Annotated in this window: 13 protein-coding genes; all 13 read right to left on the bottom strand. The window is 42.3% G+C overall.

The features are described from left to right. Positions 1 to 48: 48 nt before the first annotated feature. Positions 49 to 7,404: an AarF/UbiB family protein gene (locus NXH67_RS10675; protein ID WP_272797370.1), complete on the bottom strand. Its 7,356-nt coding sequence runs from the start codon at positions 7,402 to 7,404 to the stop codon at positions 49 to 51. 13 nt (positions 7,405 to 7,417) lie between these two features. Next, entirely contained in the window at positions 7,418 to 8,371 is a 954-nt protein-coding gene (locus NXH67_RS10670) for a hypothetical protein (RefSeq protein ID WP_272797369.1), read from the bottom strand. A gap of 9 nt (positions 8,372 to 8,380) precedes the next feature. Continuing rightward, a complete protein-coding gene (locus NXH67_RS10665; protein WP_022776723.1) occupies positions 8,381 to 8,683 on the bottom strand; it encodes an STAS domain-containing protein in 303 nt (100 codons plus the stop codon). After that, complete coding sequence (locus NXH67_RS10660; protein WP_272797391.1) at positions 8,676 to 9,092, bottom strand: ATP-binding protein; 417 nt, start codon at positions 9,090 to 9,092, stop codon at positions 8,676 to 8,678. The genes NXH67_RS10665 and NXH67_RS10660 overlap by 8 nt, the downstream gene beginning before the upstream one ends. Positions 9,093 to 9,119: 27 nt before the next feature. Further along, complete coding sequence (locus NXH67_RS10655) at positions 9,120 to 9,989, bottom strand: hypothetical protein (protein WP_272797368.1); 870 nt, start codon at positions 9,987 to 9,989, stop codon at positions 9,120 to 9,122. A gap of 479 nt (positions 9,990 to 10,468) precedes the next feature. Continuing rightward, positions 10,469 to 11,512: an AAA family ATPase gene (locus NXH67_RS10650; RefSeq protein WP_272797367.1), complete on the bottom strand. Its 1,044-nt coding sequence runs from the start codon at positions 11,510 to 11,512 to the stop codon at positions 10,469 to 10,471. Positions 11,513 to 11,706: 194 nt separating this feature from the next. Beyond that, positions 11,707 to 12,315 (bottom strand): regulatory protein RecX, encoded by a 609-nt coding sequence (locus NXH67_RS10645; RefSeq protein ID WP_272797366.1) that lies wholly within the window; start codon positions 12,313 to 12,315, stop codon positions 11,707 to 11,709. Between the two features lie 490 nt (positions 12,316 to 12,805). Next, a complete protein-coding gene (gene recA / locus NXH67_RS10640; RefSeq protein WP_022776731.1) occupies positions 12,806 to 13,861 on the bottom strand; it encodes a recombinase RecA in 1,056 nt (351 codons plus the stop codon). 239 nt (positions 13,862 to 14,100) lie between these two features. Then, positions 14,101 to 14,637, bottom strand: a complete 537-nt coding sequence (locus tag NXH67_RS10635) for a hypothetical protein (RefSeq protein ID WP_022776732.1) — start codon at positions 14,635 to 14,637, stop codon at positions 14,101 to 14,103. Positions 14,638 to 14,668: 31 nt separating this feature from the next. Next, positions 14,669 to 15,070: a GerW family sporulation protein gene (locus NXH67_RS10630; RefSeq protein ID WP_022776733.1), complete on the bottom strand. Its 402-nt coding sequence runs from the start codon at positions 15,068 to 15,070 to the stop codon at positions 14,669 to 14,671. Between the two features lie 26 nt (positions 15,071 to 15,096). After that, positions 15,097 to 16,188 carry a hypothetical protein gene (locus NXH67_RS10625; protein WP_272797365.1) on the bottom strand — a complete coding sequence of 364 codons (1,092 nt, stop codon included), beginning with the start codon at positions 16,186 to 16,188 and terminating at the stop codon, positions 15,097 to 15,099. Between the two features lie 32 nt (positions 16,189 to 16,220). After that, a complete protein-coding gene (locus tag NXH67_RS10620) occupies positions 16,221 to 16,550 on the bottom strand; it encodes a hypothetical protein (protein WP_022776735.1) in 330 nt (109 codons plus the stop codon). A 57-nt stretch (positions 16,551 to 16,607) separates the two neighbouring features. After that, positions 16,608 to 18,101 (bottom strand): peptidoglycan D,D-transpeptidase FtsI family protein, encoded by a 1,494-nt coding sequence (locus tag NXH67_RS10615; protein WP_272797364.1) that lies wholly within the window; start codon positions 18,099 to 18,101, stop codon positions 16,608 to 16,610. Positions 18,102 to 18,111: the final 10 nt, after the last annotated feature.

Genomic DNA, 18,111 nt, shown 5'->3' with positions numbered 1-18,111 from the left:
CTTCTGACTATTTATACGAATCAGATAAAAAAATGGCAAAAAATATTTTTACATGAATCCTACCACTTTTGCTGCCCACAGTGCGTTTGCAAAGCCAACTTTCTTTGTAAGCGCCTTCTGATTATTGGAAACTACATCCGTCATGACAGTATCATAATTAACGAATTTGAAATTAGGCTTCCTGTTATGCATTTCATTTTTGAAGTTCTTAAGTCTGATGGCCACACCCTCCATGACAACATCAAGAAGTTCATTTTTAGCGCGTATGAATTCTTCTGCATTCTCAGGAGAAAGATCAAAGGATTTGGGCTTACCACCTTCATCTATCGTTATGTCCTTTTTCTTTATGGCAAAGAAATTATCCAGTTTTTCACGAACTCTCTGACCTACGTTCTTTTCTGTAATAGCCATAATTTCCTTTAGATTAGCCTCTGTAAGAGTATTCGAAGGGTGATTTAGATCAAATTCTATGGCTGCTCGAATCTTGTTTCGTTTTACGCCGAAATCCCAAATTTTGGCAAAATCTTTGTAGAGCTCCTTTGCCATGCTTGTAAGTTTTTCCTTGGAGGCTTTCCTGCCTCCTATTCCATCCTGTTCATTTCTGATGGCATTTAGCTTCTCCTGCAGAGTTAGTGCAAGCGGGAACAGCTTATCTACAGCATTGAGGAAATCATTTAAATAATCTTCATCCATCGTTCTCATGGCGGTCTGAAGACCATTTAGCATGAATGACATACCTCCAAATGCATCAAATAGACCAGAATATGCCAATTCGATAAGCAGGTCGCTTGACAGCTTATTTGCAGCGTCAAGCTGCTCCTTGGTTCCTCTCTTTGATCGGTATTTGTTAAGATAATCGGTTACAAGGCTTCTGGCAGTGTCTCTAATATTTTCATAGTTTGTCCTCACATCCTCATCCTGTTCGTTATAGCGCTGCTTGAGGTCCAATACGCCTTTAAAGTAGAACTGGTCGAATTCAAGTCTCTTGTCAATTGTACGAATGCCAAGTTCCTGATCACCCTGCTTATACTGATCATCAAGAACCGCCTTAACAAATTCGTCCTCATCCAGGGGTTGGATTTCTTTCAGCGCATGTTCGAACGCGGCATCTGCCTCGTTATCGTCTTCTTGTCTGTGCTCTTCAGAAATCTTACTCTGAACAACATAAACAGGATCCTTAACGGTGTTATTTGCGAAAGCATTATCGAGCTTAGTAGCCAATTCGTGCATGTCATCAATTGCTTCATTAAGCTCGTTAATAGAATTCTGGAGACGTATCTGTCCCTGAGAGAAATTCTGCATTGCCGGCGGAACCTTCACTCCGATTTCCTGAACCTTCAGGATTGCTGCAGCAATACGGGCTCCTGTGTCATTCTCATTACCCTTTTGCAGTACAGTCTTAAAGATATCCCGAACCTGAGCCTTCTTTTCATTGGTATAAGCAGCATTTTCTGCTTCATCATTGCTCTCTGCCAGCATGTCATTAAAGGATTCAAAGAACAGATCAACAGATTCATCATTAATCTTGTTCATCTTCTCGGTGTCATATACAGTTCTTGTGACCGTCTTCGTTTTACCGTTCTTGGTTATTTCTTCTGTTACTTCCTTATATTTCTTGACAACAGACAATGAAGCCGCAAGAGTCATCTTGGCAATGTTGGCCTGCTGTCTCTCGGATAGTTGAACTGCATTGCCGTAGTCAATAAAGGTTGCATCTTCATCGTTTATCATTACATTTCCTGCGTGAAGATCTCCATGATAAAAGCCGGTCTTGCACACAGCCTGAGTTATCCAGACATTTACAAGGCCAAGAAGATGGTCACGTCTTTTAACTGCGTTGTCAATCTTATCAAGAAGTTCCTTTTTGATAGAAACGACTGTCTTCTCTGTTTCACTATTAAGGCGGATTGGCAAATCAGGCCTTCCTACATGTGCTTTTTCTCCGGCATCTTCCGAGAACTTTTTAAGGTCATTGATATAGGAATCAAGAGTATCACCTTCCACCTTTTTGATAACAAGAGCATTACTGGTGGCCGGGATTTCTTCAAAGACTGACATGGTCTTAACGTCTTTGAGTCTTTGTTCTTCAGGAAGCTTTTCCATTTCTTCCTTATAGGCCTTCTGACCTTTTCGGCAGTTTTCCGCCTCCACAGAAAGATCCAGCTCCTTGCGGTAGTTATTAAGCTGTCCTTCATAGGTAGCTTTCATGGCTTCATCCGTCATTGCTGCGCACTCCAGCATTATGGCTTCTTCACGTTTCATGCGGTTGGATGCTTCCGGACGAAGGAGCTTGATTACTACTTCTTCTCCTTCGGGCTTCATTCCGGGACCATATACTTTACACAGGAATGCCTGTCCCACAGAAGCTGCTCCAAGAGATTTTATCTTTTCTATCTTGGTAACGGTGCCGCCGCTACTTTCAACCATAGCAGCAAACCTTGTGCGGACAATTTCGTCCGGTATAGGCGGAAGATTTGTTTTCATATCCTTTAATGCTTCTGCAATTTCCGGTGGCAGTGACTGTGCCGGAATTCCCTGCATCAGCTTATGCATAAGAGGTCCGGCTCCGCGAAGAAGCCCTGCAAGGAAGTTGGACTGCATGCGCAGTTCTTTCTTTGCATTTCTGTATTCTTCGATAGCTTCACGCTCTTTTGCATTGAGTTTATCCGGATTCCCGAACATCCCGGCATACTCTGCCGGTTTCTCTGCCTTTAGCTTTGCAATTATAACTGTATCGGTCAGATCATCGACACTTACTTTTTTAGCGTTTCGAATAACAGATGCCAGCATTGCACGCTTATCCAGATTGGACACTTTGCCAAAATAATTCTTCAAGACATTACGGATAAGCTTACCCTGTCCTTTTTCTGACTTTGTGGCACCTGAAAGAATTTCCTTAAGGCTTTGCTGCGAAAGATCCTTTTCCTGTCCTTCCTGCTGCTCCGGGAAGATGACATTAGTCATCTTATTTACATTTTGCTGAAGTATAGCACCTGCCTTATCAGCTACTGCATCCATGGATTCCTTGAGACCTGCCAATTGCTGCCTCATATCAGCATTCATATTGTCGAAGATGTATGAAAGCCTTGCTTCATCAGTGGTTAAATTAGCTTCTCCAGCAAGGTCTCCGCCCTCATTAAAGCGCGAAAGCTGTGCTTCCACAAGATCTGTCAGGGAATTAATGGCATCCTTAACTACAGCTGCAAGTTTTACCCTTTCGCCGTTTAGTTCGCCATCCAGTTCTGATAGAGACATCTTTTCCATGATGCCTTCCACCAGACCTACTGTATTCTGCCCCTTTTTTTTGGCATTAACAAGAGCCAGCACTGCAGGGGCGTGCTTACGTATCATATCTGCCACAAAGCCCTCAGGTCTTGAGATACTGGCATCCATTTCCCAGGTCTCCTGAGAGAAAATAAAGTCTGCCACGAAGTCCTTTACCTTCTTCTCCTCAGCGGTCCATCCCTCTTCCATAGGTCTTTCAACCTGAACCTGTTCAGATTGCAAAACAACCATCTGATCAAGCTGATCTTTACTTCTGTTACGAGTAAGTTCCACCATTTCAGCAAGCTCAACGCCGTTGACGAACTCTCCCTTGTTTATTTCGTCTCGAACGCGCCGCGTAACTTCTTCCGGAGTTATCTCACCCTTAATAAGATGCAAGGTAAAATCTGCCAGTGCACTTTTCACAACATTGGAGAATTCATTTGGAACCATTCCGGTCTTGCCGCAGATGAACTCTATCATGGCCTGACGGACCCTTAAATGCTCACCACTGGTCATATCATTTGAGCGGTAATGAGCTATAAGGTCTGATACAGCCTTATCTCCATATATCTCCGGATTATTAAATATTTCCTGCTCAATCTGGTTGTTGATTGAGTCAAAGGTCTTGTTTCCTACAGGAATTTCCTTGTGATTGTCAATTACATAAAGTGTGTTGTCGCTCTTTTGCAGAACGCGGACCTTTGTACCAAGGATATCCAAATCTGCAGAGCATACCTGTCCCTTGGGGAATTCTTTGATACGTGTTCTAAACTCAAGAATCTTTTGTGCCCGGGCCTTTTTGGCCTTATCACTTAATCCGGAATTCTTTACATCATCTATAAAAATATGTCCGGGGCCAAGAATCTTTTTGCCATACTCGGCTTCTTTGGAAAGCTTGCCTGGACCGGGCGCATTCTTTTGCTTGCCAAAGTTATAGAGTTTTTCAAGTACATCCTCAGTCTGAACCTCATCACTCTTTTCGGGGCTCATGGCCTTCTTTTTGCGGTTTGTCTCAGTCATGCCAAAGAGCTGGCCAAGAGTAACGGGATTCCCCGCCAGTTTACTCTCTGTAGCAGAATTGTACGCGTACATTATAAGTCTCTGCTCACATATCAGAGAGCTCCAGATTTCATAGACAATCTGATATCTCTTCTGTCCTATTTCCGTATGAGGATTTTTACTGTTCAGGTAATGCTTACAGGATGTGATTGCAAGATGAATGGCAACATCAAATTCTTCTATGACTTTGCTTTCAGCCTCAAGGTTCTTATTTTTTTCCATAACATCTGCAATGGCGGTGAGATCCTGCTTTACGCTGTCCATCTCTGCTGAATCTTCTTTTTCATTGCTGTTAAGGAGCACGTGCGCCATATCCAGTATCTGCTTATGTTTTAATCCCGTTACCGTCTTAACGCCAAGCTTATTTATAGCTTCCTTTGTCTCATCCAGATACTGTTCAACTGTAGCTCCGTTTTCGTCATAGAGTCTGTTTTTTGCCTCGGATTCTGTATTTTCTCCTCGTAATATCTTGTCAATGAGATCCGCTTCTTTCTTTGCATCCTCCACACTGTGTTCCCGGAGGAATTCCTTGTTATCAGCAGACTTCCTGATCTTTGAAAGATCCGTGGGAACGCGGTCGCTCTTTTTGAAAAGATTTCGAATCTGCTCTTTTGTCAGCTTTTCATTTGCCTCGCGCTTTTTTAAACCATTATAAGACTCTTCAAAAAAACTGAAGCAGCTAGCGCGTACTTGTTTTTCTACAGCCTTTTTTCCTGGACTATTTTTTTCGTCAACCTTTTCCTTCGAGTAAAAATCGTAGTTATTATCCTTATTCAATAGATAAAACTGTGTGACATACTCCAGAACATAAACGGAAAAATTGGTGAGGACGTTCCATCTCTCATCAATAAGGGATCCTGTCGGTACAACCTCTTTGAATAAATCAGGTTCTACGCCCTTTAAATTGGAGAGTCCGGTTACGCGATTTGCAAGTTCTATGAATTTAACAGGATCTTTTTCAAAATAGTAGCCAAGGCCATGGGCTTTTATCTGCTCAGGTGAAGGTATCTCAGTGTTAAGGATTCTTGGAATAGCTTCCTTCATCAGTTCAACCTTATCCTGCCTCTTGTTTTCGTCCGCATAGCATTCAAGCCACTTTTTATTCCACTCCTGTTTCTTCTTTTCTTCCTCATTCAGAGGCTCATCATTATCCTTTTTCAGGACAAGATATAACAAGGAACCAACCTCACGTGACATGGCTCCATTATTATTCTGTTTATGAAACTTTTCCTTAAGTGCATTGTATTCAGGAAGATGTTCGGTCTTTAGCGCATTTTTAATAAGGAGATGCACCTTTGCAGCCTGAAGGGATATATTTTTTCCTTCTGCCTGCTGTTCCTCTATGATTTGCTCAGGTGTCTTGGTGCCTTTAATCTCGTCAAAGAAGATGTACGCTTTCTTTTCTTCCCATGATAAGTCTTTAATAGCTTCATATTGCTTAAGCTTTATGTAATTTTCCTCATACTGTTCAATAAGCTCGTCAACATCTTCCTGTAATTGCCTCATACTGTCATCATAATCCAACTGTGCACTATTCTTTTCATCTTGCGTGGCATTTGGATTATTCATGACATTCATGTATTTCGTATAATCATCCTTTGTATTAAGCTCCATGGAAGCGTTCATATGATGCTTCGGTCTTATTACACTGGTCTCGATCATTTTAAGATTCGTCAGCATATCCGTAAAAATATGAAATTCAGGATGTTCCTTTATATATGCGTTTTGGTAATCTTCCATGCCTTCATTGCCAAGTTCCGACCACCATCCGGCCAGTGCGTGAATCGCATAATAGAGATCGAAATCCTTGCGGCGAATGTCATCGATAAAATTAGGATTTTTCTTAAGCTCTTGTGGTGTGGGCATATTCACTCTTGCTAATGTATATTCAATTCGCTTTATGCAGCAATCCCATAGTTTTTTCTTTTTAGTTTCGAAAGAAGTAAGTACATCCTCTGAAGGCTCATTTCCGGCCTGCTTCTTAACGGCTTTTGCATCATAATAATCCTTGAAAAGCGCAAGATACTCCTTGTTCTGCTCATCTCTTATCCGGTCTTCTTCTGTTCTGGGTTTTCCTGTTTTATCGCGTCTTACTACACGGAGACCGTTAGTCACCTTTCTACTAACGTCACCATCACTCGCAACACCTTTTTCTTCCGCTTCTTTAACGATTTCATTTGCCTCTCCCAGTCCGTCAAGCATAGGAGGAAGCTTTTCTTTATGTTTTTCCTTATCATAGGACTGGTGCTTTTTTAATACATCCAGCATAAGATGATACTCGGCATCTTCTTCTGTAATATACGGATTTTGACTCTTAAGATTCTCGAAAAATGCATTGAAATTCCGCTGCTCCTTAAGGTCTTCTAGCCATTCCTTATCTACTTCGCTTATCCCATTATCTTCTTTTTCAACCGGTTTACTCTTTTTAGCTTCTTTAAAACTATTGGCAAGATGAGCCTCCATCATCTTTCTTACATTGGTATACTTTGCTGCTTCCAAAGGATTATTTTTGTAAGCATCTCTTGCTGCCAGGAAAACTGACTTTTCCTCCTGCATACGCATAAGAGTCTCCTGAACCCTTTGTTTTCTCTCGATACCGGCTCTAAACCAGGGATTCTTATTGTTCACATAATAGGTACAAACCTTTATGACATTATCGTACTGATGCTCAATAGCATGAAAAGACTGTTCATTAAAAGCTATCCTGGTCTGAAGATAATCCTCCAAAATACCAAGATGTTTCTTGACCGCCTGCATCTCCTTGGAGTCTCCGGAAAACTTGCCGTCATTTAGCTGCATAAATGATTTATAGCGGCTTCTTTGCATGATTATAAGAGCCCTTTGTTCAGGACTCATTTCAATTATTCCATTCTGCTCATTAGTGAGCATCTCATCTATAAAGCGAACACTTTCGGAGGTCTGTTCTACGTTATAGCCGCTTTTTTGTTTATAGTCTGCGTTCTGCTTGAGATCTAAATTTACGGCCCTGAAGGACTCGCTTTCCTGAGTGATAACATCTATCTTAAACTGTTCTTTTTGAGAAAGTTCCCGCCTAACCTGTAATTCATCGTTTGGCATAGTCATCCTCCTTTTAGATGTTCTTGTAGCTATCCTGCATATATTCTAAATATTCATCCATGTGTGCGCTCAGTATATATCCGCCTTTAGCTGCTTCCGGCAAGAGTTTGGCAGCATATTCCATGGTGTTTTCCCATGCTTCATTTTTCTTTTTGCTTGTATTAAAACTTGTAACTCCACTCGGGAAGCGCCCTGTCAGGATAATATCTGTCTGAATACTCTTTCCATATATTGCCTCAGCTTTTTTTACAGAGCTTAAAGCCAGGGAACGGGCTTCCGGTAAAGAGTCGGCGTAAAAATATATCGGCATGACACGATCGGAAAGGCTGCGTACAATAAGTCCGCCCCAGGCTTCATCTCCATCCATGATCACAAAACTAAGCTCAGGATCATACCCATCCGGTTCACCGGTCAGATCAAAAAAGCTTATATGCCCTTCGATATCAGAAAGCTGCCGGATGACCTCAGCTCTTGCATCAGCAGGAAATTCCGAAAGTGCCTTGGTTTCAGGTAATTTCCCCACATCAGTCTTAAAGCATTTATTCTGCATAAGTACGAATAGCGGCCCCTGCCAAATTCCGGTCAGATCTCTTTTGTGTGTAAAAAACCGCTCGGCAAAAAAGCTTTCTGCACCGCCTGAGAATACTTCTTTGTCATATTCGGGCGATATCAGCGCTGAAAGCTGTGGTATTTCCATTATCTCTGCCACCTCAAACATTTTTCTGAGCAGAGCACTTCCAATTCCGATACCCTGTCCGGAACCTTCAACAGCCAGCCAGTGAATTGTAATTTCCTTTTCAACGGCTGATGCGACTATAAGGCCCGCCTTCAGGGCAATCGAATCCTCCTCTTCTTCAATGCACCCACATGCAAACCCATTGGGGCAGTCCAAAATAGATAGCCACCCATAGGGATCCAGCTTGTCGAAAAGTTTCACATCATCTTTCGTTAATCTGAAAATATTCATACTCCATCCTTATTCAATGTTGAGAAGTGCGGCAAAACCGGTAGCATTAAATACATCCATAACATCTTTAGGTACATTTTTGATGACCATCCGGCCCTGTGCTTTTTCCATAGCCTGCTGAACTTTCAGAATAACCCTGAGTCCTGCACTTGTCAGGTACTCAAGTGAAGAAAAATCAAAGATCACTTCCCCCGCTGCGGCCAGATCGTTCATAAGCGCAGCATCAAGATCCGGAGAAGTCTGGGAGTCCAAAATTCCCTCCAATGCCACAGTTATTGTATTCCCTACTATGTCTTTTTTGATATTAAGCATCCTTTTCTCCTATTCTCTTTATAATTGTCAGTATATTTTTGCCTTCTTTGCTTTCGTAGCTGATGTCGTCCATCGCATTCTTTACCATGAATAGCCCAAGACCGCCTATACTTCGCTCGCTTGCAGGAAGGGTAATGTCCGGGTCATCTAAAAGCAGTGGATTAAAGGGTGTTCCCTCATCAGAAAATACAAGCTTAACCATCTCTGCGGATGAATCTGTATCCACCCAAACTGTGATCTCTCCGGGGGCGTCTGTGTATGCGTAATCACAGATGTTACCAAAGATCTCATCTACCACCATGTGTATTTTCAGATTATCGCTTCGGGTGCAATCCGGATTTTTTTCAAGCTCTTCTTTCACAAAATCCTGTACCGTCTGCATATATTTGCGACTTGCTTCAATTCGCATTTCTCTCATATTTTCATTCCACGTAGATCATTTCTCTTTTCGGCTACCGCTATACACAGGACGGCCGAATCCACGAGGAAAGATTTTCTCGGCCAGCAGGAAAGCTGCGTCATTATGTCTGTCAACCACAACCTGAGTTTGTTCGCTGTAGTAGGCACCGGCGTGCTGAATGGAATAAATCAGCATTCTCATAAGTATTTTCGGAGCTTCCTTCTGAGGCACGCTTATTGCTCGCATAACCTTTAGCGCAATGCTTCCTGACGGCATCGCATGGAACAATACTATGCCTTTTATGTCATCATCCTCCTCGTAGTAACAGGATATAGATTTATCAAAATAGTTCATGGGCAGGAAACCAAGATCATCACATGCTCCCCGTTGTCCAAGAAGCTCCAGTTTAGCGATTATACTTCTGTAATTGCGAAGAGTCATATCCTCAAGCAGATGCAACCCGGCGGGAGCCTCAAACTTTTTTTGAAATATCGGCATAGCCAAAAGTTCTGACAAGGCAACAGAAACGTCATCCCCCTCAGTCAGCATCATGTCAAAGCCGCACTCTGTCAGGATATCCTTCAAAAAACCACTCTCTTTAGTTGCAGGAATTATGGCAATTGACTTCTCAACTCCATCCGCTGCTACCATATCACCATATCGCTTAAGCAAAACACCGGCTTCATCGCTGCTTCCTACGTTAAACCAACGAATATAACTCTCCACATGTTCTTTTGCTTCTAAATTCTTAAGTTCCCAGATAATCCACCCAACAGGGTCATCCCGGTCTTCCTCAAGGAGTACCAACCCCCGGAAATAATTGCGCTCCAGATTTTCTGCAGCATCTTCTCCAAGATAAGCTGAATAATCTTCGATATTACTCTCATCCAATATGGTAGTGTACATAGTCGTCTCCATTATTTTTATCGACAATTAGCGCATAATATTACTTAATATCATTCTATCAAAAGCACTTGGGGTATATTCATTAATTTTTTATAAAACACGGGAGTATCCAGGCGAAGAAGAAGTCATTCACTTCACCAGCGATGATGATACCATAAAGGGAACCATCAGCTACTTTGCCCTGGGTGCAACCTTCTATGTATCAGAAACAGACGGCACTATCGTTGGTCCTGAGGAAGCCTACGACTTCACATTTAAATACTGATTATTCAACAGAATAGTTTATAGCCAAAAAGCCTGCCTTTGGAAAATTCATCCAAGGCAGGCATTTTTTACTTATGCTGAAAATGTATTTCTTTTTACTTTAGGCTTGTTATCTTAGTGCCAAGTAATTGTGCCCAATACCTCAAAGCCTTTTTTCTTACATTTGTAATAAACCGTGCCGCCAAGAAATCCGCTGGCTCCTATGATAAGTATTTTCATGCTTTACTCTCAACATATTCCTTTAATCTTGGAAGCTTCAGGCTTATCATTCCTCTGATTGAACCGTCAATGATGCCCTTATCCATCAGATGTTTTCTTGGTTCGCTCCATTCATTGTGATTTTTCTTTGTAAGTTCCAGAAGCTCTGTAGCTGACATCGAATCCTTTGTAACAATAAACCGAAGGAACCACTTATCTCTTTGAGTTAGTTCGCTCCATATTTTGTCATATACCTTCACTGCCAAAGCTTCATCCACCTGGGCTACAACAACCCCTGTTATTTTCTTTGCTTTCGCTTCCCACATAAACTTTCCAAAGGCCTGATATGCAAAAGCATATCCCTTGGTCATAACCGCCAGGTCATAGGCTACTTCATCTGAAAGTCCCAAGGTCTCCTTATAGTCTTCCTTGATTATCCCAATATTAAGAGGCGTCATCTCATATCTAGTGGCACGAAGGAAAAAGGTAAGGCCGTCAGTATTTTCAATACTCTCAATATCCTCATAGAGACCGGCAACAACAAGATAGATTGGATACTCTTTTCTTATCAGAATCTGGAATTCCTGAATAAACTCCACAAGATGCGGTGTTTTCCTGACTTCATCAATTACAATAAGAACTTTCTTTTTCCTGCGAGCCACCTCTTCCATAAGTTTATCCAAAGCCACATCAAGGCTGGCTGCCGGACTGATCTTGGAAGCACTTATGCCTATGCCGAAGGCAGAAAGATTAAGATGTGCATCCACAAAACTGGTCACAAAAGGAACATTGGTATAAAGATTCGCAACAAGATCATTGGTAATGTCTCCGCCGGGTTTTAGATCAACAACAATCCAGTCCTTGTCATCCCGTAGTTCCTTCTCGATTGTAGTAAGAGTAACAGTCTTGCCGGTTCCTCTGATTCCGGTTATCTTAAATGCCTGTTCCTCAACAATATCACTGTTAAGCGTATCAACAATCTCATCAATAAGCATGCTTCGACGTATATACTGAGTTGGAATTCGTCCAAAACTTATAGCATAAGGATTTCGTTCAGGCATAATATCCCTCCTGTAAAAATATAATTTACACCATGCCAATATAATATCATATAATTCTCTATAAAATAATATAATTCAATATAATTTAATATAAAACGCTATAATTTAATATAATCAAAAAAGTGGACTATAAAACACTATAATCCACTATAATCCGCTATATTTTCCTATAATTCCCTATAATTTCATATAATTCATTCATCCAGGGCTCTTCTTACAGAGTCCATTGAATATCCGCGTCTTAGCAAAAATGCTATGATTTTCTGCTTGTCCTTGAATTCCATATCCTTGTCATAGTGTTTCTTAACAAGGAGCTTCTTAATCTGCTCCTGTTCCACATCTACATCGGCTTCATCTTCATATATCTCCAGCATAAGCCTCTCAGTAAGTTCCTTGCTGATACCCTTGTCCATGAGATCATGCACTATCCTATTCTTGCTTCTCATCTCCATATGATAAACAATATAATCCCTGGCGAAACGCTCGTCATCCAGATACCTGTAGGACTTAACATACTCTATTGCTGCATCGATACACTCATCCGAATACATACCTTCAGCCAGCTTATCTCTCAGCTTCTTCTCGGTATAATCCTTCTTCTGCAAAAGATTCATAGCTCTCTTGGTTGCTCTCTTCGGAAGAAGCTCCTCTGTGATTGCCCGATAGGATTCATCATCCACCTCAGCATTCTGCTTGATTCCGTGATCTCTAAGCTCACCCTTATAGAGCACAAACGCAAACTCCCCATCAAGGTAGACTTTGCATCTCTTTTTATCAAGTTCAACTAAATCTGTGACTGTCATGTTTGTTCTTCTCCATAATGAAGTTTCGATAAAGTGTCTGTTCACTTTCAACTATTCTCGCCCTTTTCTCTGATTGCCTCTACTCGGTTACCATATGCCCTCGATGCACTAGCTTCTCCTAAGGTTTGTCATAAAGCAGATCAACATCTGCAATGGGTGATGGAGATCGGCAACCTGCGCAGGGCATCGGGGATTTTGAAGTGTGGTAGGCCATGGCGGTATTCAAAAATATGCCGATTGTGGTGTTGCAGAAATGAGACCTATGAATCAGGAGTGCATTATGCACGAGTGATTCATGCTCAGGGCTCATCGAAGCGTTTAACACCATGAGGCAGATTTTTGAATACCGCCATGGTCTACCACACTTAAAAATCCCCGATGTCCATCCACAGTCCCCAGCTCCTTCGTCCACGCAGATGTCTCGACGCCCTATATACAACAACCCCCGGGAGAATACTCCCCGAGGGTCATTAGAGTTGCCGAGTACTATTTACTTGGATTTCTTCTTGGGTGTCTCTTCCTCCACAGGTGCAGCCGCAACTGCTCCCTGTACCGGAAGTCCATAATGTTCTCTCACCCTTGCATCAATATCTGCCAGAATAGCGGGATTGTTCTCAAGATAGAGCTTCGCATTCTCACGTCCCTGTCCGATCTTCTCTCCATTGTACTGATACCATGCACCGCTCTTATTAACAATGTCGCAATTAGCGGCAAGATCAAGAATATCTCCTGTAGCAGAGATTCCCTTACCAAACATGATATCGAACTCAGCCTCCTTGAAAGGAGGAGCAATCTTGTTCTTAACAACCTTAACCCTTGTGCGGTTACCGATGTTCTCTCCGTTCTGCTTGATAGCCTCAATACGACGTACATCCATACGAACTGATGAATAGAACTTAAGGGCACGTCCACCGGTTGTGGTCTCGGGATTACCAAACATAACACCAACCTTCTCTCTGAGCTGGTTGATGAAAATTACTGTACAATTGGACTTGCTGATAACAGCTGTGAGCTTACGAAGAGCCTGAGACATAAGTCTTGCCTGAAGACCTACGTGGGAATCACCCATATCTCCGTCAATCTCAGCCTTGGGAACAAGAGCTGCAACAGAGTCAACTACTACGATATCAATAGCGCCTGAGCGAACCATAGTCTCGGTGATCTCGAGGGCCTGCTCGCCACTGTCAGGCTGTGAAATATAGAGGTTGTCTACATCTACACCGATGTTCTTGGCATATACTGGATCAAGAGCATGCTCTGCGTCAATGAATCCAGCAATTCCGCCCCTCTTCTGTACCTCTGCGATCATATGAAGAGTAACTGTGGTCTTACCACTACTCTCAGGTCCATATATCTCAACAATACGTCCCTTAGGGATACCGCCAAGTCCCAGTGCGATATCAAGGCTAAGAGATCCTGTGGGAATAGTCTCAATATTCATGGTGTCTGATGAATCACCAAGTTTCATCACAGCACCCTTTCCGAACTGCTTCTCAATCTGTCCAAGTGCTGCTTCCAATGCTTTTTGTTTTTCTTCTCTTTCCATACTTTTCTCCTTTTAAGAACGCCTGTTCGTTATATTTAAATAATAAAACAGATGTTCGGTCATGTCAACAATATTTTTTCAAATAAATTTCAATTTGAAAATGCCGGCAGAAACGCCGAAAAACTGCTGCGGTGCAGCAAATTAAGAAAAAAGCGACTAAAAATATACATGAGTCATTGTCCACCCCACGAACAATGACTCGTATACATTATCATATCTGATATATTTTTGCAACTGTATCAGTTGATCATTCCCATATCATACTGCCTGCAAAGATCATCATATTCCTGATTGATAAGCCTTACCATATCAGCATCACCGCAGATATTGTCGGGATGGAACATCTTCATCAGATCCTTGTATCTTTTCTTGAGAGTGAGAGGATTATTGGCACCTCTGAACAGAAGGTCCATAACATCATACTCGTTCTCACGCTGATAGGACTTCTCTTTCTCAAGTCTCCTGTACTCGGACTCAAGCCTCTTCTTGTCACTAGTCAGCTGTTCAAAACCATTATTCAAAATGGCAAGCCTCTGGTCAAACAATGCCTTGTCGTTGTTGAGCTTCTTGGTTGCAGTCTCAAGCTTGCGCTCCGCTGCATCCATCCTGTTCTTGAAAGCCATCTCATCAGCCTCAAGCCTTGCATAGCGCTCTGACAATGAGCTCTCCATATTCTCAAGGCGACAGCTCTCCTTAAAGAGCCAGAGCCTTAGCTCCGCCAGTTCATCCATGCTTCCGTTTAAAATTACTTCTTCAATCTTTCTCATATCTTCCATTTGGAACCCCCGCCTTCAGGATACAGCAGTGTTATTCCTCTTCCTTATTTTCCTCGGGAAAAGCAATATCTACCGCAGAATCATCATCCATAAGGTTTTCTTTCTTAGCTGTAAAACGATCCGCAATATCAGGAATAAGATCCAGAACCTTGGTAACCGCATCCTGATTCTTGATATTAACCAGCTTGGTAGAGCCGTTCTTAATAACCAGCACAGCACTTGGTGACATCTTGGCACCAAAGCCGCCGACTCCGCCATCCTTCTTCTCAGCAGCACTTGATCCCGCGCCTACACCAAAGGATACATCCACAAGAGGAAGTATTATAGTATCTCCAACCTGTGTTGCTTCTCCCACAACAGTCTTAGATGCCAATACGGAATTCATACCATGAAGTAATGACTCTACTACGCCGTTGAAATTATTTTCTCCCATTATAGCCTCCAAAAAACTTTCGTTAATCAGGTGTTAAATATCTTCTTAAAACGCCTGATGACTTTTTTGACATCCTTGTTAAAGTAGCATACAAGCACGCAGTACAAAACAACGAACAATGTGATATGCCCCTTAACATGGGCTCTTACCTTAACCACCTTGCGCTCAAAATCCGGTTCCAGGACTACTCTGTCAAGCGTTATGGGATATAATACTCCATAGGCTCCCATAAGCTCGGCTGTAGTGGCAGGATCCCCCAGCCCAAGTAAAATCTCCGCCTTATATTTATCCGGCAGGATCATCTTCAAAAGTCTGACTAATTTCCCCTTAACCAACTTATAAGCACGCTTGAAAATATCGCTTTCCAGGGTAGTTTTAATCATTTTTATCTTACCACAAACTCTAGATATTGTATATTGTATTTTTTCTAACACATTTTGTGGCGTTTTTAGAATATTTTCTATCTTGTCAAAAATATCCTGAATAATCTCTATAAGAGCTCTGTCCTTACCTTCATCTTCATCCGAAAATTCATCTGAATACTCATTCGAGTTTTCATCCGGCTGCGAATCTGTTCCTGTATCCGAATCGGCAGGTTCCGGCTCGTCATTATCCTGAGATTCCGTCTCTTCCTGCTGCGTATTGTCAGCATCTTCAGCGCTAACCGCAGCATCATTATCAGTCCCGTCTCCGGTGACGTCCGTATCATCGTTGCTGCTTTCAAGTTCCTGCATATCGCTCATCTCGATCACGCCGTCATCGGTACTTTCATCGGTCTTATCGGATTCCATGGTTTCACTATTATTATCGGCTTTTTCTTCCTTCTTCTTATCCTTTTTGGGAAAAACCTTAATTCCGAATACCTTTACAAAAAACTGCTTATCCTCAGGAAAATCAATTCCACCGCTGACAATATGAAGCAGCCAGGTAAACCTTGCGGAAAAATTAATTTTGCCCACATCAAAGCCCTTATCAAATTCTGTCTCAGGTATGTAAAGATCCGCCTTGTATCTCACCGGCACAAATAAAACCAGCAGGATAAGAACAAGCAATACCGCAAGTATCACCAAAAGCACGATCCCTATGACCTTTAAAACTCCCAAAACTCCCGCCAACATAATAGCTCCAACAAATTTAATCTATCAGTTAATCAGCCCACCGAATCCAGATATTCCAAGAGTCTTCCGTCCTTACCGGCCAGCGAAGCCTCCTGCGAGATACGAAGAACTATATCCATAGCCTCTTCATACCCTCCCGCAATACCATAAATATAAACGGGGTGCTGCCTGAAATATGGCTGTTTCAAAAAGGCGCAGTTGATAATGTCCAGCTGATCTATACCGTTAGTGGCCCTTGTAATACAAAAAATACCAAACTGGCCGCTACCGTGCCAGAGCTTCCACTTAACTACAGTATGCTTTTTAACTGAAGCTCCCCAATACAGCTTTTTATAGAATTCACAAAAGCCCTTCTTCGACATTATCCTCTCCGTAACAGTTTTATAGTTTATTGTACCATACTTTTATTTTCAAAAAATTTAGTCCACTCCGAAATATGCATCGAATATTCTCTTGGCAATAGGCACTGCATAACTTCCGCCGCTTCCCGCATTCTCCACAATTATGGTAACACAGATCTCGGGATCCTCTGCCGGAGCAAAGCCCGTGAACCAGGCGTGTGAATCGGAGGTCGAAGTATTAAACTCTGCAGAGCCGGTCTTACCTGCCGCGGTGTAAGACTGTCCTTTTAACTTGGTTCCGGTACCGCTTTCCACAACCTGAATCATCATCTGTGTCAGAGTTTCAGCCTCTTCCTCAGTCATGAGTTTCTTATACTTCTCTGGCGAATAGCTCTTAACAGTCTTGCCGTCGGCAGCCTTAATCTCCGTCACCAAATAGGGCTTCATCAGAACACCGTCATTGGCTATAGCACTTGTAATAAGGTTCATGTGAATAGGCGAAACTCCTGTTGTTCCCTGACCTATAGACAACTGCATAACGGAAGCCGAAGTTGTGTCCTTGTCATATATCGCCGTGCTTGTTGAATGTGACAAACTGACCGGTATATCCTGGTTGAACATCAGATCATCAAGGGTCTTGTTAAACGTACTCCTACTGATATTAAGCCCCATATTTGCATAGGAGGAATTACAGGACTTGGCAAAAGAGGTGTAAAAATCTACACTTCCATGGCTCTCACCGTGAAAACAGGAAATTGACTCATCTTCATGAGTAAACCTTCCGTTGCAGGAATACCTGTAGCTGTCTATCTCGTCAGGATGGTCTCTTAAGTAGGCAAGAGATGTCACAATCTTAAAGGTAGATCCCGGGGGGTATAGCCCCTGGGTTGCCCTGTTGACCAGCATTGCATTACCTGAAGTGTCGTTAATAAGCCTCTCCCACTCTTCCTGAATCTTGTTTGGGTCAAAATCAGGCTTGGAAACCATGGCCAGTATCTGTCCTGTCTTGGGGTCAGACACCACAATAGCTCCCTTCCTTGCGGCAAGTGCATTAAAAGCAACCTCCTGAAGCTTAACGTCCAGTGAAGTAATAACATTGTCACCCGGATATTTTTTGCCCTCAAGATCGTATTCCACCTTCTCTGAGAGATCTGCGCTGGTATTTATAAGATAATAGTTGGTCAGAGCTTCAAGTCCGGACTTACCGTTGGAGGCATAGCCCACAACATGGGCAAATTCTTCGTTGTAGGGATATACTCTTTTGTCCTTGCCGTCCTCTCCCGCTTCCGAATAGGCCAGCAGATCTCCGTCCCTGGAAACAATACTGCCCCTGGTGTTCTGATTAGCCAGGATCTGCTGTCTTGTATTGTAATTGTTGTTAAGAAGAACCTGCTTGTTTCTGTAGGAATAATTGCAGATGTAAATAAGCATGGTGCCAAATAGCAGTCCATAAAAAGCAGTAAGCACGATAATAGGATAAGACCTGATCTTTTTGGTCTTTTTCTTACCGGCTTTTTTGCCCGCACTCTCTTTAGCTGTACCCGCTTCTTCTTTTATCATATCTTCATTCATAAAATGATTG

This window comes from Butyrivibrio sp. DSM 10294, from assembly GCF_028539135.1.
GTDB lineage: Bacteria > Bacillota > Clostridia > Lachnospirales > Lachnospiraceae > Butyrivibrio.
Note: the sequence above shows the minus strand (reverse complement) of the source record. Positions and strands in the feature narration are given on the sequence as shown.